22 protein-coding genes and 2 tRNA genes are annotated in these 26,801 nt (G+C 43.5%); 20 read left to right on the forward strand and 4 right to left on the reverse strand.

Annotation, left to right across the window (positions count from 1 at the left end; all coding sequences use genetic code 11):
• The first annotated feature begins 3 nt into the window (after positions 1 to 3).
• Together D6853_RS12025 and D6853_RS12030 are read left to right on the forward strand one after the other, a co-directional pair.
• Positions 4 to 693, forward strand: coding sequence for a response regulator transcription factor (locus D6853_RS12025; protein WP_120658253.1), 690 nt, complete (start codon positions 4 to 6; stop codon positions 691 to 693).
• 15 nt (positions 694 to 708) lie between these two features.
• The gene (locus tag D6853_RS12030; protein WP_120658254.1) at positions 709 to 2,166 is read left to right on the forward strand and encodes an O-antigen ligase family protein; all 1,458 of its coding nucleotides are present in this window, start codon (positions 709 to 711) and stop codon (positions 2,164 to 2,166) included.
• On the opposite strand, the gene D6853_RS12035 is transcribed toward D6853_RS12030, so the two are convergent.
• Positions 2,141 to 2,626: a hypothetical protein gene (locus tag D6853_RS12035; protein WP_120658255.1), complete on the reverse strand. Its 486-nt coding sequence runs from the start codon at positions 2,624 to 2,626 to the stop codon at positions 2,141 to 2,143. The genes D6853_RS12030 and D6853_RS12035 overlap by 26 nt on opposite strands.
• Before the next feature lie 54 nt (positions 2,627 to 2,680).
• Positions 2,681 to 3,442 carry an RluA family pseudouridine synthase gene (locus D6853_RS12040; RefSeq protein WP_147367759.1) on the reverse strand — a complete coding sequence of 254 codons (762 nt, stop codon included), beginning with the start codon at positions 3,440 to 3,442 and terminating at the stop codon, positions 2,681 to 2,683.
• A 173-nt stretch (positions 3,443 to 3,615) separates the two neighbouring features.
• Here D6853_RS12040 and D6853_RS12045 point away from each other — a divergent pair, with 173 nt between their 5' ends.
• The 3 genes from D6853_RS12045 to D6853_RS12055 all read left to right on the forward strand — a co-directional run bounded on the left by D6853_RS12045 (position 3,616) and on the right by D6853_RS12055 (position 5,932).
• On the forward strand, positions 3,616 to 4,809 hold the full coding sequence (locus tag D6853_RS12045; protein ID WP_158588747.1) for a DUF3810 domain-containing protein: 1,194 nt from the start codon (positions 3,616 to 3,618) through the stop codon (positions 4,807 to 4,809).
• On the forward strand, positions 4,806 to 5,498 hold the full coding sequence (locus D6853_RS12050) for a hypothetical protein (protein ID WP_120658258.1): 693 nt from the start codon (positions 4,806 to 4,808) through the stop codon (positions 5,496 to 5,498). Before D6853_RS12045 ends, D6853_RS12050 begins: the two co-directional genes overlap by 4 nt.
• 158 nt (positions 5,499 to 5,656) lie before the next feature.
• Positions 5,657 to 5,932, forward strand: a complete 276-nt coding sequence (locus D6853_RS12055) for a hypothetical protein (RefSeq protein ID WP_120658259.1) — start codon at positions 5,657 to 5,659, stop codon at positions 5,930 to 5,932.
• Positions 5,933 to 6,096: 164 nt separating this feature from the next.
• Here D6853_RS12055 and D6853_RS12060 read toward each other — a convergent pair.
• A tRNA-Gly gene (locus D6853_RS12060) sits at positions 6,097 to 6,167 on the reverse strand.
• A 155-nt stretch (positions 6,168 to 6,322) separates the two neighbouring features.
• On the opposite strand from D6853_RS12060, the gene sufC reads away from it, so the two are divergent.
• The 6 genes from sufC (at position 6,323) to D6853_RS12090 (ending at position 11,998) form a co-directional block, all read left to right on the forward strand.
• The gene (sufC, locus tag D6853_RS12065) at positions 6,323 to 7,081 is read left to right on the forward strand and encodes a Fe-S cluster assembly ATPase SufC (RefSeq protein WP_120658260.1); all 759 of its coding nucleotides are present in this window, start codon (positions 6,323 to 6,325) and stop codon (positions 7,079 to 7,081) included.
• 13 nt (positions 7,082 to 7,094) lie between these two features.
• Positions 7,095 to 8,504 carry a Fe-S cluster assembly protein SufB gene (sufB, locus tag D6853_RS12070; RefSeq protein WP_120658261.1) on the forward strand — a complete coding sequence of 470 codons (1,410 nt, stop codon included), beginning with the start codon at positions 7,095 to 7,097 and terminating at the stop codon, positions 8,502 to 8,504.
• A gap of 13 nt (positions 8,505 to 8,517) precedes the next feature.
• Positions 8,518 to 9,687, forward strand: coding sequence for a SufB/SufD family protein (locus D6853_RS12075; protein ID WP_120658262.1), 1,170 nt, complete (start codon positions 8,518 to 8,520; stop codon positions 9,685 to 9,687).
• 16 nt (positions 9,688 to 9,703) lie between these two features.
• Positions 9,704 to 10,924 carry an aminotransferase class V-fold PLP-dependent enzyme gene (locus D6853_RS12080; RefSeq protein ID WP_120658263.1) on the forward strand — a complete coding sequence of 407 codons (1,221 nt, stop codon included), beginning with the start codon at positions 9,704 to 9,706 and terminating at the stop codon, positions 10,922 to 10,924.
• Positions 10,914 to 11,363, forward strand: a complete 450-nt coding sequence (gene sufU / locus D6853_RS12085) for a Fe-S cluster assembly sulfur transfer protein SufU (RefSeq protein ID WP_120658264.1) — start codon at positions 10,914 to 10,916, stop codon at positions 11,361 to 11,363. Before D6853_RS12080 ends, sufU begins: the two co-directional genes overlap by 11 nt.
• Before the next feature lie 89 nt (positions 11,364 to 11,452).
• The gene (locus D6853_RS12090) at positions 11,453 to 11,998 is read left to right on the forward strand and encodes a M48 family metallopeptidase (protein WP_199713035.1); all 546 of its coding nucleotides are present in this window, start codon (positions 11,453 to 11,455) and stop codon (positions 11,996 to 11,998) included.
• A gap of 118 nt (positions 11,999 to 12,116) precedes the next feature.
• Here D6853_RS12090 and D6853_RS12095 read toward each other — a convergent pair.
• Positions 12,117 to 12,189 (reverse strand) — tRNA-Lys (locus D6853_RS12095).
• A 199-nt stretch (positions 12,190 to 12,388) separates the two neighbouring features.
• Here D6853_RS12095 and D6853_RS12100 point away from each other — a divergent pair.
• From D6853_RS12100 to D6853_RS12140, 9 genes are all read left to right on the forward strand, one after another.
• Positions 12,389 to 13,159 carry a TatD family hydrolase gene (locus D6853_RS12100; protein WP_120658266.1) on the forward strand — a complete coding sequence of 257 codons (771 nt, stop codon included), beginning with the start codon at positions 12,389 to 12,391 and terminating at the stop codon, positions 13,157 to 13,159.
• Positions 13,160 to 13,203: 44 nt separating this feature from the next.
• On the forward strand, positions 13,204 to 14,064 hold the full coding sequence (rsmA, locus tag D6853_RS12105) for a 16S rRNA (adenine(1518)-N(6)/adenine(1519)-N(6))-dimethyltransferase RsmA (protein WP_120658267.1): 861 nt from the start codon (positions 13,204 to 13,206) through the stop codon (positions 14,062 to 14,064).
• A gap of 59 nt (positions 14,065 to 14,123) precedes the next feature.
• The gene (locus D6853_RS12110; protein ID WP_120658268.1) at positions 14,124 to 17,165 is read left to right on the forward strand and encodes a tetratricopeptide repeat protein; all 3,042 of its coding nucleotides are present in this window, start codon (positions 14,124 to 14,126) and stop codon (positions 17,163 to 17,165) included.
• A 31-nt stretch (positions 17,166 to 17,196) separates the two neighbouring features.
• Entirely contained in the window at positions 17,197 to 19,194 is a 1,998-nt protein-coding gene (glgB, locus tag D6853_RS12115) for a 1,4-alpha-glucan branching protein GlgB (protein WP_120658269.1), read from the forward strand.
• A gap of 76 nt (positions 19,195 to 19,270) precedes the next feature.
• Positions 19,271 to 22,414 (forward strand): DUF6240 domain-containing protein, encoded by a 3,144-nt coding sequence (locus tag D6853_RS12120; RefSeq protein ID WP_120658270.1) that lies wholly within the window; start codon positions 19,271 to 19,273, stop codon positions 22,412 to 22,414.
• 28 nt (positions 22,415 to 22,442) lie between these two features.
• Positions 22,443 to 23,618 (forward strand): flagellin N-terminal helical domain-containing protein, encoded by a 1,176-nt coding sequence (locus D6853_RS12125; RefSeq protein WP_120658271.1) that lies wholly within the window; start codon positions 22,443 to 22,445, stop codon positions 23,616 to 23,618.
• Positions 23,619 to 23,663: 45 nt separating this feature from the next.
• Entirely contained in the window at positions 23,664 to 24,140 is a 477-nt protein-coding gene (locus D6853_RS12130) for a flagellar protein FliS (protein WP_120658272.1), read from the forward strand.
• 110 nt (positions 24,141 to 24,250) lie between these two features.
• Complete coding sequence (locus D6853_RS12135; protein WP_120658273.1) at positions 24,251 to 25,741, forward strand: sensor histidine kinase; 1,491 nt, start codon at positions 24,251 to 24,253, stop codon at positions 25,739 to 25,741.
• Positions 25,728 to 26,786 (forward strand): ABC transporter substrate-binding protein, encoded by a 1,059-nt coding sequence (locus D6853_RS12140; protein WP_120658274.1) that lies wholly within the window; start codon positions 25,728 to 25,730, stop codon positions 26,784 to 26,786. Before D6853_RS12135 ends, D6853_RS12140 begins: the two co-directional genes overlap by 14 nt.
• The last annotated feature ends 15 nt before the right edge of the window (positions 26,787 to 26,801 follow it).

Consider the following 26,801-nt stretch of genomic DNA (forward strand, 5'->3'; position numbering starts at 1 on the left):
AGTATGAGCAGAATACTTATTGTTGAAGACGAAGAGGCCATCGCTGATCTTGAGAAGGATTATCTTGAGCTTAGTGACTTTGAAGTCTCCATCGAGAACACAGGTGATGCCGGACTTAAGACGGCGCTTTCCGAGGAATTCGATCTTGTTATCCTCGATCTTATGCTTCCCGGAATGGATGGATTTGAGGTATGTAAGAGAATAAGAGAAAAGAAAGATGTTCCGATCCTTATGGTTTCCGCCAAGAAGGATGACATCGACAAGATAAGAGGATTGGGCCTTGGAGCAGACGATTATATCACCAAGCCTTTCAGCCCTTCGGAGCTTGTTGCCCGTGTTAAGGCGCACATGGCAAGATACTCAAGACTTGTGGGATCAGGTCATGAAGAAAATGATTTTGTCGAGATAAGAGGCCTTAAGATCGACAAGACAGCAAGAAGAGTATACGTCGATGACGAGGAGAAGAGCTTCACAACCAAGGAGTTTGATCTTCTTACTTTCCTTGCGGAGAATCCCAATCACGTATTTACAAAGGAAGAGCTCTTTAGAAAGATCTGGAACATGGATTCAATCGGTGATATCGCAACCGTTACGGTTCATATCAAGAAGATCCGTGAGAAAATCGAATACGATACCTCCAATCCTCAGTATATCGAGACAATCTGGGGCGTAGGCTATCGTTTTAAAGTATGATCTTATTGACCTGATATGGAAAAAACAAAGAAACTTACTTTACTATATTTATTATTGTTAACTACCGTCCTTCCGCTTTATATGAAGGACGGTTTTTATAAACTCGGCGAAGCAAAAGGCGTATTGTTCATGGCGCTTGGTGGAGTCTTCTTTGTAGTGTCGGCAGTTCTTATGCTGATATCGAAAACGCCCTTTAAACTCGGGCTTATGGGCGTTCTTTTGTTTTCCAATATAATCACATTTCTTCTTTCAATAGATAAAAAGACGGCACTCCTTGGCCTTGATGGTTGGAGAATGGGTCTTTTGTCGCTTCTTTTTAGTATATTTTCGGCATGCATAATTTCAAACGGAATCGAATTTAAAAAGATATTTGTCATAGCAATATTGATAGTCCCTTTTGCGGTATGTATCTTGGGGATTCTCGGAAGATTCGGAATATATCCTCTCGGAGTTTCCGCAGATGACGGCAGCTTTCTTTCTACTATCGGAAACATAAATTGGTTTACGGCTTTTCTTTCAGTATTTGTACCGCTTGGGGGTTCTATCGCGGCGACAAGAAAGAGATTTTCCCTTGAATTCTTTTTATCTGAAATAATTGTGATCGTAGGTTTGTTATCGCTTTTGCTTCAGGGAAGCGAGAGTGGACTTCTTATAATCGCGGGAACATATCTGCTTCTTTTATTCTTGGGATTAAGTGACAGAGAGACTTTCAAGGCATTTCTGATCCAGCTCTTTACTCTAGGAATCGCAATGGCGATTGTGTATCTTTTGATGTTTTTCTTTGGAAAAAGATATACTTACGACGACAATCTTCTTATCTTGATATGTCAAAACCATTCCGGAATAATACTAATGGCAGCAGTCTTTTTTATCTACAGGCTTTCTAGATTTGCAGAAGAAGTAAATCTTGAATGGAAAGAAAAGCTGTATAAAAAGATCTTCTATGTAATGATATTGATCGGTGTTGCTGTAGTATCAGTGCTTTTATATAAAACCTATTCGGATGATTTCGGAAACGGAAGAGGAATCATTTGGAGAATGTCTTTTGACATGTACAAAAGTCTGTCGCCGATCAGAAAGATCGTGGGAGTCGGTCAGGACTGCTTCTACAAATATGCTTACAGCGATCCTTCCTGGAGTGAGTCTTTTATAAATGTATTTGGAGGAAACAGGCTTACAAACGCGCACAACATGTATCTGACTCTTTTGATAGAAGGCGGAGTGATGGGGCTTATAAGCTTTATCTTTACATTCGGGTATGTGCTTAAGAATCTGATAATGATAAAAGATACAGATAAAAAGAAGCACGCAGGCTTATGCTGCGCGCTTCCGATATTTGTTTATTTAATTAACGGTCTGGTTTCTTTTTCTACCGTCGTCTCCACTCCTTACGTGTTTATGATCTTGGGATACGGTCTCTATGTAATAAAAGACGATTCCGAAGAGATCACACAAGATCGGGAACGGGAATAGTTTCGTCAAGCTCATGTAAGAAAGATCTTGTCTTTACGATTCCATAAAGAGCGTCTTTATATTCAAAGAGAAAATGATCGTTGATATTCTCTTTTCCGTACATCATAACTCTTCCGGTGTAGGCATTTAGGATGGACACATATTTTTTGTCCTGCTCAAACATCTGAAGAATCTCATCTTTTCTGCGACGAGGATGTTTGGAAGCAAACTTTCTGATATCAAGCTGCAGATCGACGGGGAGTTCTTTATCCCTTTCTTTTACAGCGTGCAGTATCTTCGCATATTTTTCTTCATCGATTTTTTTGAGACGATCTGTGAACTCAAGACAGCAGCCGTTGTCGGGCATAAGGAGCCTAACGCGATCTTCTTTGATCACGTCTTCAACAACTGCAACAACATTAGGAACGATGGGCTTCTGATTGTAATCCAGAATGATGACTTTATCGCCTTTCTTGTACATAGCAGATACCTCCCGGAAAAGACAAAGACGGCGGGTTCCATTTAGATGTTTATATTATACCATAGGAAGCACTGTCGGAGATATCTCAAAATACACTTTTTTGCGGGTTTTCGGATGGTTAAATCCAAATTTGTAGCAAACAAGATTGACGTTTTTAATTCCTTTTTCTTTTGAGTATGCTTTTGAGTTTTCAGATCCGTATCTTTCATCTCCCAGAAGTGGGAATCCAAGTGCGGCAAACTGAACTCTTATCTGATGAAAACGTCCCGTCAGAAGCTTTATTCTGACAAGCGTTGTCTCGTTATCTTCATCTCTTTTTACAACTTCATAATCAAGGACGGCTCTTTTTACATCGCCTCCTATTATGCCGAGCTTTTCTTTGGAAGAAAGAGTGATCGAGTTGCCATTAACGGAGTTTGCTTCCTCTTTGGTGATGACCATGGCAGATCCGTTATCTTCTCTTCTTACAAGAAGGTTTTCGAGGCGATTCTTATCTTCGGGAACGGAGCCGTAGCAAAGAGCATAATAATATTTTTCCGTTGAATGATTCTTGATCTGCGCAGCAATATCGGAGGCAGCGGCTTTGTTTTTGGCGATCACGACAACGCCTTCAACAGGCTTATCGAGTCTGTAAACCGTTCCTACGTAAGGGGGCTTTGCACCTTTTTGTCCGCGGTTTTTTCTTGCAAGATAATTTCTTACATGACTTACAAGATCGGTCTCCCTTACACCGGCGCCCTCGGTCGCTATTCCGGCAGGCTTGTGGCACACCAATATATCATCATCTTCGTAAATGTATTCGATATCTCTTTTCATAGAAAAAGCATCTTCTTTCTGTTTGTGATCTATGTTTATTATAGCGGCGGCAAAGGCAGCGTACAACGAGCAAAATTATGTCCAAAATATGAACGAAGAAGCGCCGTTTTAGTCATTTTGCGTCCATATTTGTATAGTAGAATTTCTATACAATAATGATGAGGGCGGACAATATGAATAAGGGAAAAAGAGCTTATTACACGACGATAGCTTCACTTATTTTGTTCTCGGTTTTTTTAAACATGGCTGCATGGCGAAGTGCGGCTTTTTCTGACTTCTATGTAAGCAATATCTTTCCCGTAATAACGGGATTATACGGAAGGATCACCAGTCTGTTCGGCTTTTCGGTCGGCGAAGTGATGCTGGTGATACTTGTGGCTTTTATTGCTTTCGTGGTTGTATTTATTGCAGTGCACACTGCGATACTTGCATATGAAAAGAGTGCAGGGAAACTGGGACCGAATTTCTTTAAGACAAAAAGAGTCTTTGATTTTATTTCAGGAAAGCTATACAGGATCACACCTCTTGTGATGGCTGTAGTAGTTACCGTGATGTCGCTTAATTGCTTTGTTCTTTATCACACGACCAAGCTTAGCGTTTATGACAGTCAGTTCACACGAAGATATGATCTTCAGCAGCTTGCGGATCTGCGCGATTTCATCGTGACACAGTGCAACGACCTGTCCAAAAAGGTTCCGCATGATGAGTTCGGCAATATCATTTACGAAGGTAACATGGAAGAGACTGCGATAAGAGCAATGCAGAATCTGTCGCGTGAGTACCCAAGGCTCGGCGGATACTATGTTACGCCCAAGCCGCTTTACTACTCGGACTTTATGTGTCAGCAGTATATGCAAGGGTATTATTTCCCATTCTCAATGGAAGCGAATTATAACGATTCCATGTCCATCATGAATAAGCCATTTACGATGTGCCATGAGCTTGCGCACACACACGGTTACATTTATGAAGATGAGGCCAATTTCTTTGGTTTCCTTGCATGCATAAGATCGGACGACGTGGTATTTAAATACAGCGGATACCTCGGAGTTCTGAATTATATAAATAACGATTTTTACAGAGCTGTCAGCAAAGAAGAATACAACTCTCACGTCAAGATCTCCGACAGAGTCAAGTACGACAATCAATTCGTTACAAAAGAAGCGTGGAAAAGAGTTGAATCACACGCCGTTATCAAGACAGAGACAGTAAAAAAGGCGGCGGATATGTTCATCGACACGAATCTGAAGGTGAACGGAGTGCTTACTGGAAAGGTAAGCTACACACATGTTGTTGCACTAATTCTTGATTACTATTACAATGAACCCGAATACGCAATAATCATTTCGGGGGATAATACATTATGAGAAAAAGAATTGTGACAGGAGCTTTGCTTATTCTTTTGACAGGAACGATGCTTGTTGCCTGCAAGCCTTCAGAGGAAAAATTAAACGAGGCCGAGACGACAAGACAGGTTCTGATCGAAGCAAAAAAAGCAGCAGAGGAAACCTATCTTGATATAACCGATTCATCCAAGAAAGGTGAGCTTGAGGAACTTGCGAAGAGAGAAGCGGAGTTTGAGAGCATCGACTTTACCAAGATGAGCGACAGAAAAATAGATGGGATACTTCCGGATATAATCGCTCTTACGCAGGAATACCAGAGCCTTCAGAATACTCTTGATGCTACGCTTTCTTCGGAGAAAAACGAAAAAGACGAAGCTGCCAAGCACATGGATCTTGGATCTTACATTATCAACAAGACCGGACTTAGCATCATAGAAGTTAAGATTCACGATGTAACTACGGATACATATTCAGATAATCTTTTGGGAGAAGGAGTTGTTCTTGAACCCGGCTTTACACTTATGGGTGCTGTTATAGATGTAAATGTTACGAGCTCTGAGTGGGAAGTGATAATAAAAGACCAAAACAATACTTCACATAATTTAAAGTGCGGAGATCTCAAATCTGTAGACAAAGAAGGAATAGCCCTTGTAATCACCCTGGATTCCGCTACCGGAGAGGGTTTGGCGGAGATTGGGAGCTATAACTGATTGTGAAAATTACACAAAATCTTAAGAAAATCTTAAGATTTTATGCACATATATGTCAGTGACATTACAGTTAATACAGTTTATAATCTCTATTTGTACTGAAGCAATTGTTTTGCAATCAGAATTGCAAAGTATATTGAAAAGAGGAGATTATAATTATGAAGAAGAATATCGTAACTTTACTTACAATCGCAACACTTTCAGCAGCTATCCTTGCAGGATGTGGTGAGGCAGCAGCTGACACATCTGTAGAGGAGACATCTGTTGAGGCTACAGTAGAGGCTACTGTTGAGGAGGCAGCTACAGAGGCTACTTCTGAGGACGCAGCAGCAGAGGCTTCATCTGAGGATGCAGCTACAGACGCTTCATCAGAGGACGCAGCTTCAGACGCTTCATCTGAGGATGCTGCAGCAGACGCTTCATCTGCAAAATAATAACTAATTCAATTAGATTTAATTAACACCAAGTAGTACTAGTTTAATCAATTGCTTTTAGTCAGTACATAAAACCCCGATGCATATGCATCGGGGTTTTTCGTTGTCCGGATTATTTTTTTTATCATATTTGTCATAACACAAATATTTTTATGCATGACAAAAGCGGGTGATGGGAATCGAACCCACGTATCTAGCTTGGAAGGCTAGTGTTCTACCATTGAACTACACCCGCTTGGTACTGACAAGATTGTATTTTAAAGACTTTTCGGTAGTATGTCAATAGCTTTTGTGATAAACTTTACATTGTTTGTCAATTGACAACGAAATGGCAAGGTGTTATCATGATTCCTACCAAGTTAGTAGGAAAAGGGAGAAAGGACTATATTTATGGCAGAGCAGTCGTTATTACAGGTTAAAGATTTATCGGTGGCAATTGATAATGAATTGCCTATTCTTCATAAGATCAATTTAGATATTAAACCGGGAGAGACACATGTGCTCATGGGACCAAACGGAGCAGGTAAGTCTACTCTCGGTTATACATTAATGGGAAATCCTCACTACTGTGTTACAGAAGGCAAAATTCTTTTTGAAGGACAGGATATCACAGAGCTTTCTGCCGATAAGAGAGCGAAAGCCGGAATGTTCTTATCTTTCCAGAATCCTTACGAAGTTCCCGGAATTTCACTTTCAAGCTTCATAAGAAATGCAAGCCATGCGCAGACAGGTCAGCCGATCAAGCTTCTTGCATATAAGAAAGCACTCAAGTCTGCAATGGAAGTTCTTTCTATGAATGAAGAATATGCGGACAGAGATCTTAATGTAGGCTTCTCAGGAGGAGAAAAGAAGAAGGCTGAGATCCTTCAGCTTCTTATGCTCAATCCTAAGCTTGCTATCCTTGACGAGACCGATTCAGGACTTGATGTAGATGCAGTTAGAACAGTTTCCAAGGGAATCATGGAATATCAGAAAAAGAAGGACGGAGCTCTTCTTATAATCACACACAGCACTAAGATATTGGAATCTCTTCATGTTGATTACACACATGTCCTTGTGAAGGGTAAGCTTATACATACAGGAGACGCATCGCTTGTTGAAGAGATCAATAAGAACGGTTTCGAGCGTTTCGTTTCAGATGCAGAGTGAATAGGGGTTGACTATGAGTGAAGATAAAAAGGCTGTGGTTGATATAGACCGCAGTGCGTATGACTATAAAGATATAGAAAATGAAAAAGACTTCTATAGATTAAAAGAGGGACTTACCGAAGAAACTGTATTAAAGGTTTCTGAGGAAAAGAACGATCCCGAATGGATGAGAGAGTTCAGATTAAAGTGCCTCAAATTATATAACGAGATGGAAATGCCTGATTGGGGCCCGAGCGTAGAAGGCCTTGATATGGATAAGATATCTTCTTATGTAAGACATAAAGAAGATATGAAGGGCAGCTGGGAAGACGTTCCCGAGGATATCAAGAATACATTTGAAAGACTGGGAATCCCTCAGGCAGAGAGAGAATCTCTTGCAGGCGTAGGAGCACAGTACGATTCAGAGCTTGTTTATCATAACATCAAAGACGAAGTAGCTGCGCAGGGCGTTATCTACACAGATATTGAGAGCGCACTCAGAACAGAGTATGCGGATATGATAAAGAGCCACTTTATGAAGCTCCTTACTCCCACAGACCACAAGATGATGGCACTTCACGGAGCTGTTTGGTCAGGCGGATCTTTTGTATATGTTCCCAAGGGAGTAAAAGTTGATATTCCGTTGCAGTCATATTTTAGATTAAATGCTGCAGGAGCGGGACAGTTTGAGCATACACTTATCATCGTTGATGAGGGTGCGGACCTTCACTTTATAGAAGGCTGTTCGGCGCCCAAATACAATGTGGCTAACCTTCATTCAGGAGCCGTAGAGCTTTTTGTCGGCAAAAATGCAAGGCTTAGATATTCAACTATCGAGAACTGGTCCAAGAACATGTACAACCTCAATTCCAAGAGAGCTATCGTTGAAGAGAACGGTGTAATGGAATGGGTTTCAGGTTCTTTTGGTTCACATACTTCATATCTTTATCCTATGACCATCTTAAAGGGTGATCATTCCAAGATGGAATTTACGGGAATAACATTTGCAGGTAAGGGACAGAATCTCGATACCGGAGCAAAGGTTGTTCACCAGGGAGTCGGAACGACTTCGGTTATCAACAGTAAGTCAATTTCCAAGGACGGCGGAATCGGAACATACAGAAGCAGCGTAGTGATCCAGAGCACAGCCAAGAAAGCCAAAGCTTCCGTTTCATGTGATTCCCTTATGCTTGACAGTATATCAAGAGCGGATACTATTCCCGGAATGGATATCAGAACCGACGATGCCGATGTGGGACACGAAGCTAAGATCGGTAGGATCAGCGACGAGGCTGTATTCTATCTTATGTCCAGAGGTCTTAGCGAAGAGGATGCCAAGGCGATGATCGTCAGCGGATTCGCCAATCCCGTTTCCAAGGAGCTTCCTTTGGAGTATGCCGTAGAAATGAATAACCTCATCAAGCTTGAGATGAGCGGACATTAAGGGAGGGGATTCGATGAACAAGAATTTGGATATGCGGGTCAATGTACTTCCCGCTTTGACTTATAATTTTTTACACGTTAACGACAGTAAGATCAAGGAAGACGGTATCGGGATCGAGCTTTTAAACACTCCCGACGCTGAGAATGTTCCGGACGGAGTTACCGTAACTCGCAGAGTTTCTTACAAAGAAGCAGGAAAGCTTTTTGAAGATAATAAAAAGAGAATACTTGTAGATGCAGGTGTTCCCGGAGTTCCCAACGGTGATACATCCAGAAGAGACGATGCACAGGCTGTAAGAACGGGAATGGGAATCGATATTGAGAATCTCATGCTCGAGAACGGCATCACAACAGATGTGTTTACCGCAGAGGAAGGCGTTAAGACCAAGGAGCCGATCATTATCAGATACAATCTTAATGACGGCGAGGGCAGCCTTACAAGCCAGGTGATCCATGCCAAGAAAGATTCCGAGATCACGATTATCATGGATTATACTTCCGAGAGAAACGCATCCGGTTTTCACGGAATAAGCACAAGACTTCTTGCAGAAGAAGGTGCCAAGATCAATCTTATAAAGACACAGACCTTGGGAGACGGCTTCATTCATTTTGATGATATCGGCGGAGCTTGTTTTAAGAAGGGCGCGATAAATGTAGTGTCTCTTGAGCTTGGAGCCAAGAAATCCTGGACAGGCTGTTACATTAATCTCTGTGAAGATGAGACAGAGTTTATCAGCAATCAGGGGTATCTTGTAAAGGATACGCATTCCCTTGATATCAACTATGTTGCTGATCAGCGCGGCAAGAAGACCAACGTTCTTATGAATGTTAAGGGCGTACTTATGGATAAGGCGCAAAAGACCTACAGAGGAACGCTTGATTTTAAGAGCGGAAGCTCTGCATCAGTAGGTGACGAGCAGGAAGATACACTTCTTCTCAGCCCGGACGTTATAAACAGAAGCATGCCTGTTATCCTTTGTCAGGAAGAAGACGTTGAAGGAAGACACGGAGCTACAATAGGACAGTTGGGTGAAGACCTTTTGTTCTATATCAATTCAAGAGGTATCGATGAACAGGAAGCCAAGCGCCTTATGGTAAGGGCTAAGCTTGACAGTGTTGCCAGACTTATTCCCGATCCGGAGATTGCGGAGAAGGTTCAGTATTACATCAGTACCATTGTCTAATAAGTGAGGATATATAATGAGCACCCTGGGAGATTTTCGCAAGGATTTTGATATCCTTGTAAACGGCGACTATGTATATTTTGATAATGCGGCTACATCTCAGAGACCCAGGCAGGTCTTGGACGCAGTATCAAACTTTTATAAAGAGAGAAACGCCAATCCTTTGAGAGGATTGTATGATTGGAGTATGCAGGCAACAGAGAGCTATGAGGATGCGAGAGCTCTTGTGGCTGATTTTGTCGGAGGCGTAAGCACTGAAGAGATCATCTTTACAAGAAATACCACAGAGTCTCTTAATCTTGTGGCTTACACATACGGACTTGATACCGTAAAAGAGGGTGATGAGATCGTTATCTCTGTAATGGAGCATCACAGTAACATTCTTCCCTGGCAGATGGTTGCCAAGAAGCGCGGAGCCAAGCTCGTATATATGGAGCCCGACGAAGAGGGAACCATTACCAAAGAAGAGTACGAGAGCAAGATCACAGACAAGACCAAGATCGTTGCGATCGGTCATGTTTCCAACGTTATGGGTGTGACCAATCCGGTAAAAGAGATCGCGGCTTATGCACACTCTAAGGGAGCTACGGTCGTTGTGGACGGAGCGCAGTCAGCCCCTCATATGAAGATTGACGTTAAGGATCTCGGTGCAGACTTTTTTGCCTTCTCGGGACATAAGATGATGGCACCTATGGGTATCGGTGTTCTTTACGGAAGAAAAGAGCTACTTCTTAACATGAGTCCTTTCCTCACAGGCGGTGAGATGATCGAGTACGTTACAAGAGAAGATGCAACCTATGCAGAGCTTCCTCACAAGTTTGAGGCAGGTACGGTCAACGCGGGAGATGCGGTAGGTCTTGCGGAAGCAATTAAGTATCTTAGAAACGTCGGATATGATAATATAGAAGAACAGGAAGAGAAGCTTACAAGAAGACTTATGGAAGGTCTTTCCAAGCTTCCTTACGTCAAGATATACGGATCAAAGGATCCCAAGAAGCACTGCGGAATCGTTACTTTTACTATCGATGGAGTTCATCCTCACGATATCTCATCGGTACTTAATGACGATCACGTGTGCATCAGAGCGGGACATCACTGTGCACAGCCTTTGATGCAGTTTATCGGCGCCGGTTCAACGGCAAGAGCCAGCCTGTATTTCTACAACACAGAAGAGGAAGTGGATATCTTCCTTGATAAGATTGCAAAGGTAAGAGAGGTTATGGGCTATGGAGCTTAAGCAGTTATATCGCGAAATAGTTAATGAGCACAATCTTCACCCTATGTACAAGGGAAAGCTTGAGAATCCGGATCTCGTGCTCAGAGGCGTTAATCCAAGCTGCGGCGATGATATCACATTGCAGCTTAAGATAAAGGACGGCATCATTACAGAAGGTATGTACGAAGGCAGCGGATGTGCCATTTCACAGGCTTCTGTTGATATGATGGTCGATCAGATCATCGGAAAGAGCAAGGAAGATGCACTTAAACTTGCTGCAACATTCATGGGAATGGTAAAGGGAGAGATCACAGATGAAGAGACTCTCGAGATCCTTGATGAAGCAGCAGCGCTTCAAGATGTGAGCCATATGCCCGCAAGAGTTAAATGTGCGGTTCTTGGCTGGCACACAATGCAGGAGATGCTTGAGCACCCCGAAAAGGCGAATGACAGCATCTGACAATGATATTACAAGAGGTATACTTTCGGTTAATTGAGAGTATATCTCTTTTACTATTTAGTAGAAAGATCATAGAAATAGGACAGACAATGGAAATTGAGCTTATAAGAAGCAAAAGAAGGACAATAGCGATAGAGATAACTACAGACTGCCGCGTCGTTGTAAAGGCGCCGTATGGGGCTTCTAAGACTGTTATCGACCGTTTCATCGGTGAAAAGGCGGATTGGATAAGCAGACACCTTAAAAAGATGGAAGAAAGGCAGCAGGAAGAGTCTGAGTCAAAACCCATCAGCGAGCAGGAGATGAGACTTCTTGTAACGAGAGCCAAGAGGGTCATACCTGTAAAGGTAAGGAAGTTTGCGGAGCTTATCGGGGTGAAATACGGAAGGATCACGATAAGGAATCAAAAGACGAGATGGGGAAGCTGCAGCGCGGAAGGGAATCTTAACTTTAACTGCGTTCTCATGAGAGCGCCGGAAGAAATAGTGGATTATGTGGTGGTGCATGAGCTGTGCCATAGGATACATATGAATCATTCGAAGGCGTTTTGGGGAGAAGTGGAAAAAATAATCCCTGATTACAAGAGAAGAAGATTGTGGTTAAAGGAAAATGAAAGCAAGATAATGAGAGGGTAGGGAGTGGTAGAAAGAATAAAGCCATGACGACAGACTCGGAACAGCTTCGCTTGGAGTTTTATTCCAAAAGAAAAAGTACCATCCCCATAGGATATACCTACGAAAACAGTACTCGGCGTGCGCTGCCAGGGTCTCGAACCCTGGACAACCTGATTAAGAGTCAGGTGCTCTACCAACTGAGCTAGCAGCGCATTCTGTATTCGGCTCTGTTGCCGTGTCTCAACGACAAGTGATATCTTACTACGCCTAAAAGAGAAATGCAAGTACTTTTTTCAATTTTTTTTGAAAAACTTCCAAAAATTTGATTTTCTCTGTGTTTGCGCGGTTTTCAGACCTGTTCATTTGTGGTAAATTATTAGATATATTCGGTATTTTTACAGAGGATAAGTTATGATTTTTGATACACATGCTCATTATGACGATCCCGCTTTTGATGAAGACAGAGACAGTCTAATCGCTTCGCTTGAAAAAGCGGGCATCGGAAATGTGGTTGATATAGGCGCGAGCATAGATACGACAAGGAAAGCGCTTGAGCTTGCGCACAAATATGATTTTATTTACGCTGCTGTCGGGGTGCATCCAAGTGAAGTAGAGGAGCTGACAGAGGATAATTTTGAACTTCTGACGGAATGGAGCGAGGACGGAAGGTGCGTAGCTATCGGCGAGATAGGTCTTGACTATCATTGGCCTGAGCCCGGAAGAGAGCTTCAGAAGAAGTGGTTTAAGAGACAGCTGAATCTTGCAAGGCAGAAGCAGCTTCCCGTTGTTATTCATTCCCGCGATGCGGCGAAGGATACGATCGATATCATGAAGGAAGAACACGCCGAGGAAATAGGCGGCGTTGTGCACTGCTTTTCATATAGCAAGGAGATAGCAAAAGAGTGCCTTGATATGGGCTTTTACATAGGAGTCGGAGGCGTCATTACTTTTAAGAACGGCAAGAAACTAAGAGAGGTCGTTGAAGAAGCGCCTATTGAGAATATTCTTTTGGAAACCGATTGTCCTTATCTTGCGCCCGAGCCTTACAGGGGCAAAAGAAATTCTTCCTTGTATTTACCTTATGTTGTAGAAGAGATTGCAAGGATCAAGGGTATCAGCTCGGAAGAGGTGATCCGTATAACACAGGAAAACGCAAGGACTATGTACAATCTTCATCTGTAAGAAGGCAGAGTCTGATTATTTTTTCTTATATAAAGGAGTATTAAATGGCATATCTTGGAAATCCCGCACGTACCAAGGAAGTGCTCAGTAAATATAATATGAGCGCCAAGAAGAAGTTCGGACAGAACTTCCTTATAGATGCAAATGTTCTTGGCGGAATCGTAGATGCATCGGGCGTTACGAAGGACGATTGCGTTCTGGAGATCGGACCAGGAATCGGAAGTCTTACGCAGTATCTTGCGGAGTCAGCCAAAAGAGTTGTTGCTGTCGAGATAGACAAGAGCCTTATTCCGGTGCTCGATGACACACTTTCCGAGTACGACAATGTCACGGTAATAAATGAAGACATATTAAAAGTAGATATAGATAAGATCATTAAAGAGTACAACGACAACAAGAAGATCAAGGTTGTTGCGAACCTTCCGTACTATATAACGACACCCATTATAATGAAACTGTTCGAGAGCGGAGCTCCGATTGAGAGTGTCACCGTCATGGTTCAGAAGGAAGTAGCGGACAGGATGTCCATGGGACCGGGCAATAAAGATTACGGATCGCTTTCTTTGGCGGTTGGATTTTATGCTTCGGCGGAGCTGGTCATGGATGTTCCTCCAAGCAGCTTTATTCCGCAGCCCGGAGTCGGATCGGCAGTTGTACATCTAAAGAGATTTGATAAGCCCGCGGTAGAAGTTAAAGATGAAAAATATATGTTTGAGATCATAAGGACTTCTTTTAATCAGAGAAGAAAAACTTTAAGCAATTCTTTAGCTAACAATCCGGCACTTAAGGTATCAAGGGAGAAAGTGCAGGAAGCACTTGTAAGCATGGGGCTTAACGAGAAAATAAGAGGCGAAGTCCTTACACTTTCTCAGTTTGCAGCCCTTTCAGATATTTTACAAAGCTAGTGCGCTATGTTAAACTAAACACTAGATATAGTATTTTTGGCACCAATGAGGTAGATATTTTGGATAAGGTCGAGTATAAGATCAGAGCCGATGAAATAAAAGCTTTGATTGACGAAAACAGATTCGCTGAAGCTGTTAAGATTGCTGACACAATTGACTGGAAAAGAGTGAAGAGTGTTCAGATGCTTTGCATGATCAGCGACTTATATAAGATTAATCGCCGTTTTGAGGAGAGTAGAGACGTTCTTCTCATGGCATATGACAGATACCCTACGGGAAGAGCTATCGTATATTCACTGTGCGAGCTTGCCATCAAGATGGGAGAGTTTGTTCAGGCGGTAGAGTACTACAAGGAGTTTGTTAGAATTGCGCCCAGAGATACGGGCAGATATATTTTGCAGTACAAGCTCTATGAGGCACAGGAAGTCAGCCTTGAAGAGCGAATAGCTGTTCTTGAGGAGTTTAAGAAACACGATTACAGAGAGAAGTGGGTTTACGAGCTTGCTTATCTTTATCACCGCGTGGGTCTCACAACAGAGTGCATCGAGACATGTGATGAGATGTTCTTGTGGCTTGGTGACGGAAGATACGTTATGAAAGCGCTTGAGCTCAAGGCACTTCACGAGCCCCTTTCTCCCGAGCAGCAGGACAGATATGTAAGATACAAGGAAAAGCACGGCGGATATGTAGACAGATCCATCGTAAATGATAAGGACGAGATCGGAAAAGACGAGCCGGGAACGGTTGAGATCAAGCAGCCCACCAAGGAGATGCAGCCTGTAACCGATGAGGTTATTAATGCATACAACAACGGCGAAGCCGTAGGGGAAGAGCCGGCGCAGTACGCCGCGCCCACAGAGGGCGTTGATCCGGTTGTCGCAGCACCAACGCAGGAGCTCGCCGACAGCGATAAGATTGTATATCCTCATATCAATGAGATAAAAGAGCCTTCGGTTGATGTAAGTCAGTACAACACAATGAATCTTCAAAAGGCGCTTGCAGAAGAGCTTAAGGGCTTTATCGACAGCGACGATGATGAAACCGATAAGGCAGAAGAGCCTGCTCCTTCGGAAGGATTCGAGGGAGAAGTTATCAAGCCCGATACCGCTGAGATCTACGATGAAGAAGAGAATAAGAGCGGAGTCTTTTCACCGATGGCGGCAGTTGCGGCCGAAGAATCCGAAGGCACAATGCAGGAAGTGTTCTTTGATGCTTCCGAGAACGAAGCGGAGCAGACATCCGATGCTGAGTTCAAGCCTTATAAGGAGGAAGCTTCTTCAGACGATGAAGAGGAAGATGAGTCTCTTTCTGAAGAAAACGAACTCAAAGAAGAGGCAAAAGAAGCTTCTTTTAACGAAGAAGATATTGATTCCGACGATGAATTTGAGGATAAGGAAGAGCATAAGCTCAATATTGATATAAAATACGGCGGCAACGGACCGATACTTGGGGAAGAGAAGCGCCTTGACTATGCGTCGATTCCTGTTTATGAGGACAAGCCGCTAGAAGAGGAGGTTCCGGGAGCAGTCATTCATCCCAATTCCAATTTCCAAATGCACAGCCACTTTGACAACATCCTTTCACAGGAGTATGACGGACAGATTTCTATGGCAGTTGAGCCTGAGCCTCAGGTTGAGAAGCAGATCACGGGCCAGATAAGTATTGCAGAATATATGGAGAACTGGGAACAGTTCAAGAAGCAGCAACAGCAGAAGCAGTTCGAGCAGGTTAAGAAGCTGGTTGCTGACGAGACAGGTGATATGTTTGCCGATTACGACGAAAAGACCAAGGAAGGACTTCAGGAAAAGATCGAGCAGGCTATTTCCGATGCGCTCAAAAAAGAGCGTCATGACAAGGCTTCGGGAAGAGGCGACTGGTCAAGAAATAACAGTGATGTTATAGACGACGCCGTTGCGGAAGTTATTAGCAGCGAGGGCGTTGAAAATACTGAGACTGAAGAACCTACAGAGGACACCGAGGTAAAGACCGAAGAAGTTGCTGTAGAGGAAGCAAAGACTGAAGAAGGCGCAGTAGAAGAAGCAGAAGCAAAGAGCGAAGATGCTGCCGAAGATAAGAAGACTGAAGAAAAGGAAGCTACCGAAGATAAAGAGAAGTCTTCCGAAGACGGCAAGGAATCCGGCGAGAAATCGGAAGAGTCAGCAGAAGATTCCGGCAAGAAGGACGGTGCCGATTCCAAGAAGCCTTCAAATGAAGGAAGAAGAAATAAGAACAGAAACAAGAAATCTTCAAACCAGAATCGGAATCAAAATCAGAATCAGAATCAAAACCAGGCACAGAATCAGGATCAGAAGAAAAAGCACCATATCGGTAACAGAGAACTTGATGAGCGCGTAAGAACAATGACTCCCGAGGAGAAGGAGCTCTTTGGACCTTACATTCACCATAAGAAATCAAGAAGACAGATCATAAACGCTATCGATAACCTCAGCATGGACGCGTACAGCGGAAATGCCATTGTCACGGGCGAAGAGGGCGCCGGAACGGTTAACCTTGCAAAGGGACTTATCCGTGCGGTTCAGGCATCAGATTCCAACTTCAGCGGAAAGGTTGCCAAGATCACAGCCAACACTCTCAACAAGAAGAGCCCCAAAGCTATATTTGAGAAGCTTGCAAACGGAGCACTTATCATCCAGAGAGCGGCCGATCTTGAAGCTGAGACGGTAGCTGATTTCATTAAAGTTCTTCAGCAGGAGAATAAAGGAATCATTGTCATCATGGAAGACACCAAGGAAGACATTAACAGATTCCTGGATAAGAACCCTGCTCTTAAGCAGAGCTTCAATGTAAGAGTCGATATAGAGGCGCTTGATGACGATTCACTTGTAGCATACGCCAAGCAGTATGCTCTTGAAAAAGAGTTTGCTATCGACAACCTCGGAATACTTGCGCTTCACACCAAGATTTCCGAGAGACAGACTCTTGACCATGAGGTTACGGTTTCCGAAGTAAGAGACATCATTGATGATGCCATCTACTACGCGGAGAAGCATTCCGTATCGCATCTTATGGATATAATCGTAAATAAGCGTTACGACGAAAACGATATGATCATTCTTAGAGAAAAAGATTTTATGCACTAATGCTTGTACAGTCATCGAGGGGGGATTTTGTATGGGTAAGAAAGTATTCATATCTGAAGCGGATGAGTATCTGTTTGGTCAGGGAACACATTACGATATTTATGATAAACTCGGTGCGCACCCTTCTGAAGAAGGAGGCAAAAAGGGCTACTTTTTTGCGGTCTGGGCACCGAATGCAGCTGACGTTCATGTCATAGGTTCTTTTAACAACTGGAACGAAACATCGCATCCACTTAAAAGAACCAAGGTTGGAAATATATGGACAGCATTTATTCCCGGAGTCGGAATAGGAGAAATGTACAAGTATCTTATTACGACACCGGACGGACGTAAGCTCTACAAGGCCGATCCATATGCCAATTTTGCGGAGCTTCGCCCCGGAAATGCTTCAAAAACAACAGATCTTGACGGCTTTAAGTGGTCTGATTCCAAGTGGTATGACCATATCAAGGGAAAAGAGATCACGAGACAGCCGCTCGCAATATATGAGTGCCACATCGGATCGTGGATGAAACATCCCGACGGCACGGAAGACGGATTCTATACATACAGGCAATTCGCGGATAGGATTGTCGAGTATCTTAAAGACATGCAATATACCCACATCGAGCTCATAGGAATCGCAGAGCATCCTTTTGACGGCTCATGGGGTTATCAGGTCACGGGCTACTATGCTCCGACATCGAGATACGGAGAGCCCAAGGACTTTATGTATCTTATCAACAAACTCCACAAGAACAACATAGGAGTAATATTGGACTGGGTTCCTGCGCATTTTGCGACTGACGAGTTCGGCCTTGCCTGCTTTGACGGACAGTGCATCTATGAAGATCCGGATCCGCGAAAAGGAGAGCATCCCGACTGGGGAACCAAGATATTTAACCTTGCTAAGCCCGAAGTTAAAAACTTCCTTATAGCAAATGCTCTTTTCTGGATAAGGAAATTCCATGTAGATGGCCTTAGAGTAGATGCGGTCGCATCAATGTTATATCTTGATTACGGCAAGAAAGACGGCCAGTGGGTACCGAATAAATACGGTGGCAAGGAGAATCTCGACGCTATCGAGTTCTTCAAGCATCTTAACAGCGTTGTGAGGGGAACTTATCCCGAATTTCTTACGATCGCGGAAGAATCCACGGCGTGGCCAAAAGTCACAGCGCCTCCGGAAGAGGACGGACTTGGCTTTGCGTTTAAATGGAACATGGGCTGGATGCATGATTTCTGTGAATACATGAAGCTCGACCCGTATTTCAGACAGGGCGCGCACAACATGATGACCTTTGCGATGAGCTACAACAGTTCGGAAAACTATATCCTTCCGTTGTCGCATGACGAGGTTGTGCACCTTAAATGCTCGATGGTTGAGAAGATGCCGGGATACAAGGTTGATAAATACGCCAATCTGCGTGCAGGCTATACCTATATGTTCGGTCACTCCGGCAAAAAACTCCTCTTCATGGGTCAGGATTTCGGTCAGGAGAGGGAATGGAGCGAAAAGAGAGAGCTTGACTGGTTTATATTGGAGAATGAATTAAACAAAGGTTTAAAGGCCTATGTTTCCAATCTTCTTAAGATATACAGAAAATATCCCGCAATGTTTGAGGTTGATAACGATTGGGGCGGATTTGAGTGGATAAATGCGGACGACAAGGAGCGAAGTACCTATAGCTTTTACAGAAGAGCCATAAACGGAAAAGATAATCTCCTATTTGTCATCAATATGACTCCCGTAGAGAGAAAAGATTTCAAGGTCGGAGTTCCTTTTTCGGGAAGCTATACGCATATCCTAGATAGCGCAGAGGAGCGTTTTGGCGGAGCGGGAAGCAGTATCCCCGGTAAGATAAAGGCTGAAAAGGGGCTTTGCGATTACAAAGACTACAGCATAACCTTTGATCTACCGGCGTACGGAGCCGAAGTTTTTCTTTTCCAGGATCCGAAATCGGCAAAAGAACCTGACAAAAAGCCGGTTTCAAAAGCTGCCAAGACCAAATCGGATAATAAGAAGAATAAAAAGTCATCAAAAACTTAAGAATTTTTTTATAAGAGCCGAAATAGAAGGTGATGGATAGTCCATCACCTTTTTTCAATTAATATATGAGGCGCGTATGAACATTAATTTTCAAACCATCGCCGGCAACAAGAACGCCGAAGACTCATTTCGCACCGGAATGGATTCCGATGAGAGGATCGGTATGAATGCCGGAAAGGTTACTACGGCACACGGCAGTGCATTTGCTGTAGACCTGGACACAAGCATTTTCAGTAATGATGCTTATGCGCAGCGTGCCAGAAGCTTAGATGAAATAAGCAAAATGGCAGAAAACACGGATGTTTTGACGCAGCATAATTATATGGCTCTTTTATCAAATACCATGTCTGAAAAGGACTATTCCAAGGCCTTAAAGGACGGTTTTGATATTAAAAATCTAAATAGTTCGGAGACAGTGACCATTCTTGATAAGATCAAGAGTGTTCTTTTGGAGTCCGGAGAAGAGATCGTAGGTTACAACGACGACCTCAGCACTCAAAAACTCGCTAAGATAACAGGCAGCGAGTCTTTTGCCATGGCTATCAAAAAGAGCTTTTCCGAAAACGACATTCCACTTACACAAGAGAATATCAGGGCGGTTGCAGGCGCCTACGAACAGGTTTCGAATACACCGGAGCCTTCTGATGATGCGGTTAAATACATGGTGCTCAACAATTTAAGACCTACGATCGGAAATATGTATTTTGCTAATCACAGCACAAACGGACAGAGCGCCACCGGAAAAGGTTTCTATGCCCAAGAGACGGGCGGATATTATGCGCAGAAATCCGAGGATTACAACTGGCAGCAGCTTGATCCTCAGATAGATAAGGTTATAGAAGAGGCAGGCCTTGATACATCGGACGAGTCATCAAAGGCAAACGCAAGATGGATGGTGATACAGGGAATCCCGCTCACCGCAGAGAATCTTATTTCTCTTTCCGAGATAAGAGACATAGAGTTTCCCATAAGTGATGCTGCGGCTGCACAAGCTATGACAGCTGCTATCTCAGATGGCAAAAAAGCATACGAAGGAAATCTTTTTGATCCAACAAGCAACCTCGAAAAAGCAATGAAGCTTGTGGAAAACACAAACAAGATTACGGATGAAGCGGTAAAAAAGACCCTGACAGAGGGAAAAGAGCTTAATCTTAAAAATCTCATTGATGTTACTCAGGGAAAAGAAAATTCTCAAAACCTTTTCGTTGTAAATGAGATAAAAGAAAACGATCCCAAGCTTATTCAGGCCAGGTTACAGCTTGAAGAAGTTCGCCTTAAGATGACTGTTGAAGCCAACAAGAATCTGCTCGACAGCGGATTTTCCGTTGACACGGCTCCTATGCAGCAGCTTATAGATAAGTTAAAAGAGATGCTCGGAAACATTGCTTCCGTATCAGATGATAAACAGACAGCAGGCGCACCTGTGGCCAACAGCGGAAATGCGTTAAGAATGCTTTCGCTTACGGTTTCAAGAGTAAACATTATCAGCAGAGGACCCGCAGATGTGTCCGGAGCACTTGCAGGTGAATTCGAGACCGCGACACTCAGTAAGATAAGCAGCGTATCCGAGAACCTTGCCATGAAGTTCAAGGCAGCAGGCCAGGGCTATGAGACAATGATGACAAAGCCCAGGTCAGATCTTGGCGACAGCATGAGAAAGGCATTCGGAAACGTAGACAATATCCTAAATGATATGGGATATGAAACCGACGAAGTAAACAGAAGAGCCGTAAGAATCCTTGGCTATAACAGCATGGAGATCAATGAAGAGAACTTTGAAAATGTTCGTGCATGGGATCAAAAGCTCAAGGCAACCATAGAAAGACTTAAGCCCGGAGCAGTGCTTGATCTTATAAGAGAAGGCAAGAATCCTCTCAACATGACAATAGAAGAACTCTCAGAGAGCCTCGATAATCTTATGAAGGATGGGGAAAACCGTGATAAGAATAATTCCAAGAAGGGAGAAGAAAAATACTCCAAGTTCCTCTATAAGCTTGAGAAAAAGGGGGATATAACAAGCGATGAGAGAGCATCTTTTATTGGAATATACAGACTTTTCCATACGCTGAAGGTCACAGATCATCAGGCTATCGGCTCTGTTTTAAAGACGGGTCGCGACATGACCATAGGAAATCTTCTTGACGCTACAAGAACTCAAAAGACATCGAGAAGAGGCCTTGATTATACCGTTGATGACAGCTTTGGTGGACTTGAAGCCGGAGAGAGCACTCAGGTAAAAATTGATGAGCAGATTAATTCGGCATTCAGATTTTACAGTGCACAAGCCGATATAGTATATGAGAACCTCGAACCCGAGAAACTCATGGCAGCAAAACCAGATAATGACACACTGCTGCCCGATCTTGCAAGTGCTCTTTTAAATGCGGAAACAGATGAGCAGCTTGAAAAAGAGTACTGCGATGAGCAGGTTAGACAGATAAGACAGATGGCGGGATCAAAGGCTGCAGAGGGTGCGCTTAATGAGATGAACCTCTATGATGTAGAGATTACATACAACAATCTCGAAGCCATGATCTCAAACAGAAGAGATCGAAGAACGGGAACGATCTGGGAGAAGGCAGACGAGCTCGATGATGAAGATATCAAAGATGAGCTTAAGGACGTAACGGATCTTCTCGGAGAAGAAAACTACGAAGAAATCTATAAAGAAAAACTTGCTAATGTATCCGACAAGATGTCCGATATATTAATGAACCCTGAAGATACTTATATCGATTTCAGAGCGATCACGCTCATGCAAAAGCAGCTTTCGGTAATGGCCAAAAGCTCAGACAGAGGAAGCTTTGAGGTTCCCGTTGAGATAGACGGAAGCAAAGTAACAATGCACATCACACTAAAAAGTGATAACAGCAATATTTCAAGGATGGAAGCAAGTATTCAGACTTTTGAATACGGACGCATAACGGCAAGCCTCTACAAGCAGGACGGAATAATAAACGGAATGCTTACTACATCAAACAGCCAGAGCGCCGACGAAGTCGAATATCTTGAGAGCTTAAAGAAGAGAATGTGCGAAAAATTAGCGGAAACGGTAGAGAATGCGGGTGTAGACCAAACTAAGATAGCAATACTCTACAACGCACAACTTCAGCCTACAGGAGTAGGTACGAGTGCTAATGCCATGGAAGGCAAAACAGAAAACAATACAGATACAGGAACACTTCTAAAAATGGCAAAAGCATTTGTGGAGGCAATCTAAGCCCCACACGTGCGGAAACGAGGTAAGGATGAAGGTTAACTACAACATATCCGCAATGATAGCAAACAACGCATTACAGAAAAATGATAAACTTCTTTCAGAATCTCTTCAGAGATTATCAAGCGGTCTGAAGATTGCAAACGCCAAGGACAACCCGTCCGGACTAGCAATGTCAAGAAGAATGAATTCACAGATAGAAGGTCTCGGAGTGGCTAATGACAGCTCCAATGATGCGATCTCGATCGTTCAGGTTGCGGACGGAACATTGTCAGAGATTCACGATATTCTTCAGAGAATGAACCAGCTTGCTATTCAGGCGAGCAACGGAACTCTTACAGAGAACGACAGAAAGACCATCCAGGAAGAGGTTAGCCAGCTTAAGGAAGAGATAGACAGAATGGCCGAGACAACTCAGTTCAACGGACAGAGCATTCTCGACGGCTCTTTTGACCTTAAAGGCTATGTGACCGATGCGACCGGAAAGACCAATCCCAATTTCAGAGTAAGTTCATATTCCGATAATTTCGAAGCCGGAAAGTATGAGATAAGAGGAATCGACGTAGATTTCATACATCTTACAGGAAAGACAGGCGTTGATAAAAAGGCGCTTCTTTGCTCGGAAACCGTAAAGAAGAACATCGAGATATACAAGATCGATGAAAACGGAAATGCCGAGAAGTACATGACAAGCAATATGATCGCAGACGTAAACGAGGATGTACTTACTCTTTCTGACAACACAGGTAAAAAGATCCAGATTCAGATGGACGAGAGATATACCGGAACACTTAACGTTGAGATAGCGGCAGCAGGCGCAATGACCATGCAGGTTGGCGCCAATGAAGGCCAGACTCTTGATATCAGGATTCCCGAAGTATCACTTACAACTCTCGGACTTTACAACCTTGATATGGCAACCGAGAGAGGAGCAAAAGATGCTATCGAAAGCGTCAAGGGTGCGATTGAAGCTATAAATTCGATCAGAAGCAGACTCGGTGCTTATCAGAACAGACTTGAGCACACCGTAAGCAGTCTTGATATAACAGTAGAGAATATGACGGCAGCTTATTCAAGAATAATGGATGTGGACATGGCAGAAGAGATGACCGTTTACTCAACACAGCAGGTTCTCTCACAGGCGGGAACATCCATGATGGCACAGGCAAACGAAAGACCGGCGCAGATCCTGCAGCTTTTGCAGTAATGTTTGTAGCGGTAACCATTGTCTGAGCAAAAGAGAGGCGCGAATATGACACAGGAAAAAAAGCAGGAATTTACCCTTAAGATATCACAGGCCAACAAGACACAGATGATCACCATTTTGTACGAGATGGTCATTGAATATCTTGAAGAAGCAATAGATGCCCTTGGCATCAGTAAAAGAGAAGAAGCGAACAAGAATCTTAAATATGCGCAGTGCTGCATAGATGAGCTTATCCACTCAGTAGATCTTAAATACGAGCTTGGAAAAATGCTCCATGCGATCTATATCTTTTCCAAAAAAGAGCTTATGGCGGCCGGAGTAAGCGGAAGCATCCACCGCGTATGGAAGGTTGAGCAGAATTTCAGAATGCTCTGCGCATCCTATAAAGAGCTTGAGAAAAAAGACTTGAGTGAACCCATTATGGGAAATACACAGACCGTGTACGCCGGACTTACATACGGAAAGTACAGCTTAAACGAAGATGTATCCGCGGTTTCCATGAACAGAGGATACATGGCATAAAACAAACTATACAACCATTGTGAAATATATGGTTTACCCAAAAAAAGCGGGAAGGACGAATGACTAAAAAAGTCACGTCTTTCTCGCTTTTGTAGTATACTAAACTCAGTATGAAAACTAAGTTGGCGGATAACAAAACAAAGGTAAAGAAGCCTCTTCGAAGAAGGCTGATCATATTGGCGGCGGGCACCACGGTGCCTTTTGTGCTGATCATTCTGTACATGGTCTATTCGCTTATTAACTACGGAAATGCCTATAATTCCATAGTTAGTAATCTTACGGTCGCAAACAGCTACAATCTGACCTTTAAGGAACAGATGGATGAGAGTGTTTATCGTATAATTGTCGGAAGAGATGAGTTTGGAAGCGGTGAAGAGGACGATCCGTACGTGCTTGTCGATAATATCCGAAATGACTTTACGCGCCTTAAAGCCATTACGACCGAGGTCAACAGCAGAACGTGGCTCGAAACACTTCTTAGAAATGTTGATACCCTAAACGACAGGCTTGACGATATCAGGGTAAGCGTCGAAGCGGGCGGTCATTACGATGAAGACGTCGAGATGTTGGATTCCAATATTTATTCGCTGACGGGACTTATACAGGACAACATCCAGTACTACATTTATTACCAGACCAAGACCATCGAAGTCATCAACAGAGGCTTGTCTAAAGAAATGGAGGAGCTCCTTGTCGTATTGGTGCTTCTTCTCGTACTCGGAATTCTCTGTACGATAATAACGACAGACAAAGTCGCAAGAAGCATCGTGCAGCCGATAGAGACGCTCGGAACCGCGACCAAAGAGATCGCGGAAGGAAATTTCTCCGTCAGGACCTCTTTTGAACTTGAAGATGAGATCTCGGTATTGTCAGAAAGTGTCGACGACATGGCGGCACATCTTGAGATACAGATGGAACAGATAAGAGAGGATGAAAAGAAAATGCGAATGGCGGAGGCCAAACTCCTTCAAGAACAGATAAATCCTCATTTCTTATACAACACACTGGATACGATCGTGTGGCTTATCGAAGACGGAAAGAGCCAGGAAGCAGAGGATATGGTAGTATCCTTATCCAAGTTCTTCAGGATATCTCTCAGCCACGGAAAAGACTTCATAACCATCCGCGAAGAAGAGCAGCATATAAGAAGTTATCTGGAGATCCAGCGCGTAAGATATTCGGATATACTTAGCTATTATATTGATATTGATGATAAACTCTATAACTACAAGATCCTTAAGATGACTTTGCAGCCGCTTGTTGAAAATGCGCTATATCATGGCATTAAGAATAAGCGAGGAGCGGGACTTATAAGGATCACGGGAAGAGAAGTCGACGGTCTTGTCAGATTCGAAGTCAGCGATGACGGAGTCGGAATGGACGAAGAGATGCTCCTTCATTTGAGAAAAGAGATAAACAAACCTGCCAAGGATACGGATACCGGATTTGGTATGGCAAACGTCAACGAGAGGATCAAGATGAATTTCGGCGACAGATACGGCATTTCGATTGAGTCGGAGCCTGACATGGGAACCAAGGTATCGGTTGTCTTACCGGCACTTCCTTACTATAACGAAGAGGAAAAGAATGGGGATAAATAAAGCAAAAAAACTAACAACAATAGGATATAAGGCAGCAGCTCTTTTGACAGGGGTTACAATTCTTTTGACGGGCTGCGGATCGTTTAAAGGCTTTGCCGTGTCTGAAGTCAAGACAGAGGACGGAGACATAGAGACGGTGTCGGATGATGCGCTTATAAGCGTGGGCTTTTCTCAGCTCGGAAGCGAGTCGACTTGGAGAAGCGCCAATACGGAGTCGGTTAAGGAGGCTCTTTCTACCAATGACGGATTCTTCCTTATCTTTGACAACGCTAGGCAAAAGCAGGAAAAGCAGTTCAAGGCGGTTCGTAGTTTCATATCACAGCGAGTTGATTATATTGTTATCTGTCCGGTTATTCAGGAAGGCTGGGAGATGGTCCTTACGGAAGCAAGGGACGCCGGAATTCCCGTAATCTTGCTGGACAGAAGCATATCTGTCAATGACGATACTCTCTACACGACTTTTGTTGGGGAAGACATGTACGCAGAGGGCGCATCGGCAGGAAAATGGCTCGAAGAATATCTGGAAGATAAGGGTATGGACGGAAAGGACATAAACATCGTGGTCCTTGAAGGTACATCGGGCTCGTCCGCACAGGTTGGAAGAACCAGAGGCTTTGGAGCAATAGCCGCAAGGCACATGAACTGGAATATGCTGGCATCAGCCAACGGCGAGTTCACTCAGGCCAAAGGAAAAGAGACTATGGAAAGGCTCTTACATGAGTTTGATGACATAGACGTCATTGTATGTCAGAATGACGACATGGCGTTCGGCGCACTTGAGGCGCTTGATGAGGCGGGAATCAAGACCGGCGAAAAGGGAGATAAGATCCTAATTTCCTTTGACGGAACCAAGAAGGCTCTGGAGCTGGTAAAAGAGGGTGTTATAAATGTAGATGTCGAGTGCAATCCCAATTCGGGAGAGCTCCTTGCGCAGCTTATCAATGATCTTGAGGCAGGCAAAAAAGTGGACAAGACAAACTACATGGAAGAGAAGGTTTTTACCAAAGAAAACGTCGATGAATACATTGACGAGAGAAATTATTAAGTAATGGGAAGGTTT

Source organism: Butyrivibrio sp. X503 (assembly GCF_003625475.1).
GTDB lineage: Bacteria > Bacillota > Clostridia > Lachnospirales > Lachnospiraceae > Butyrivibrio.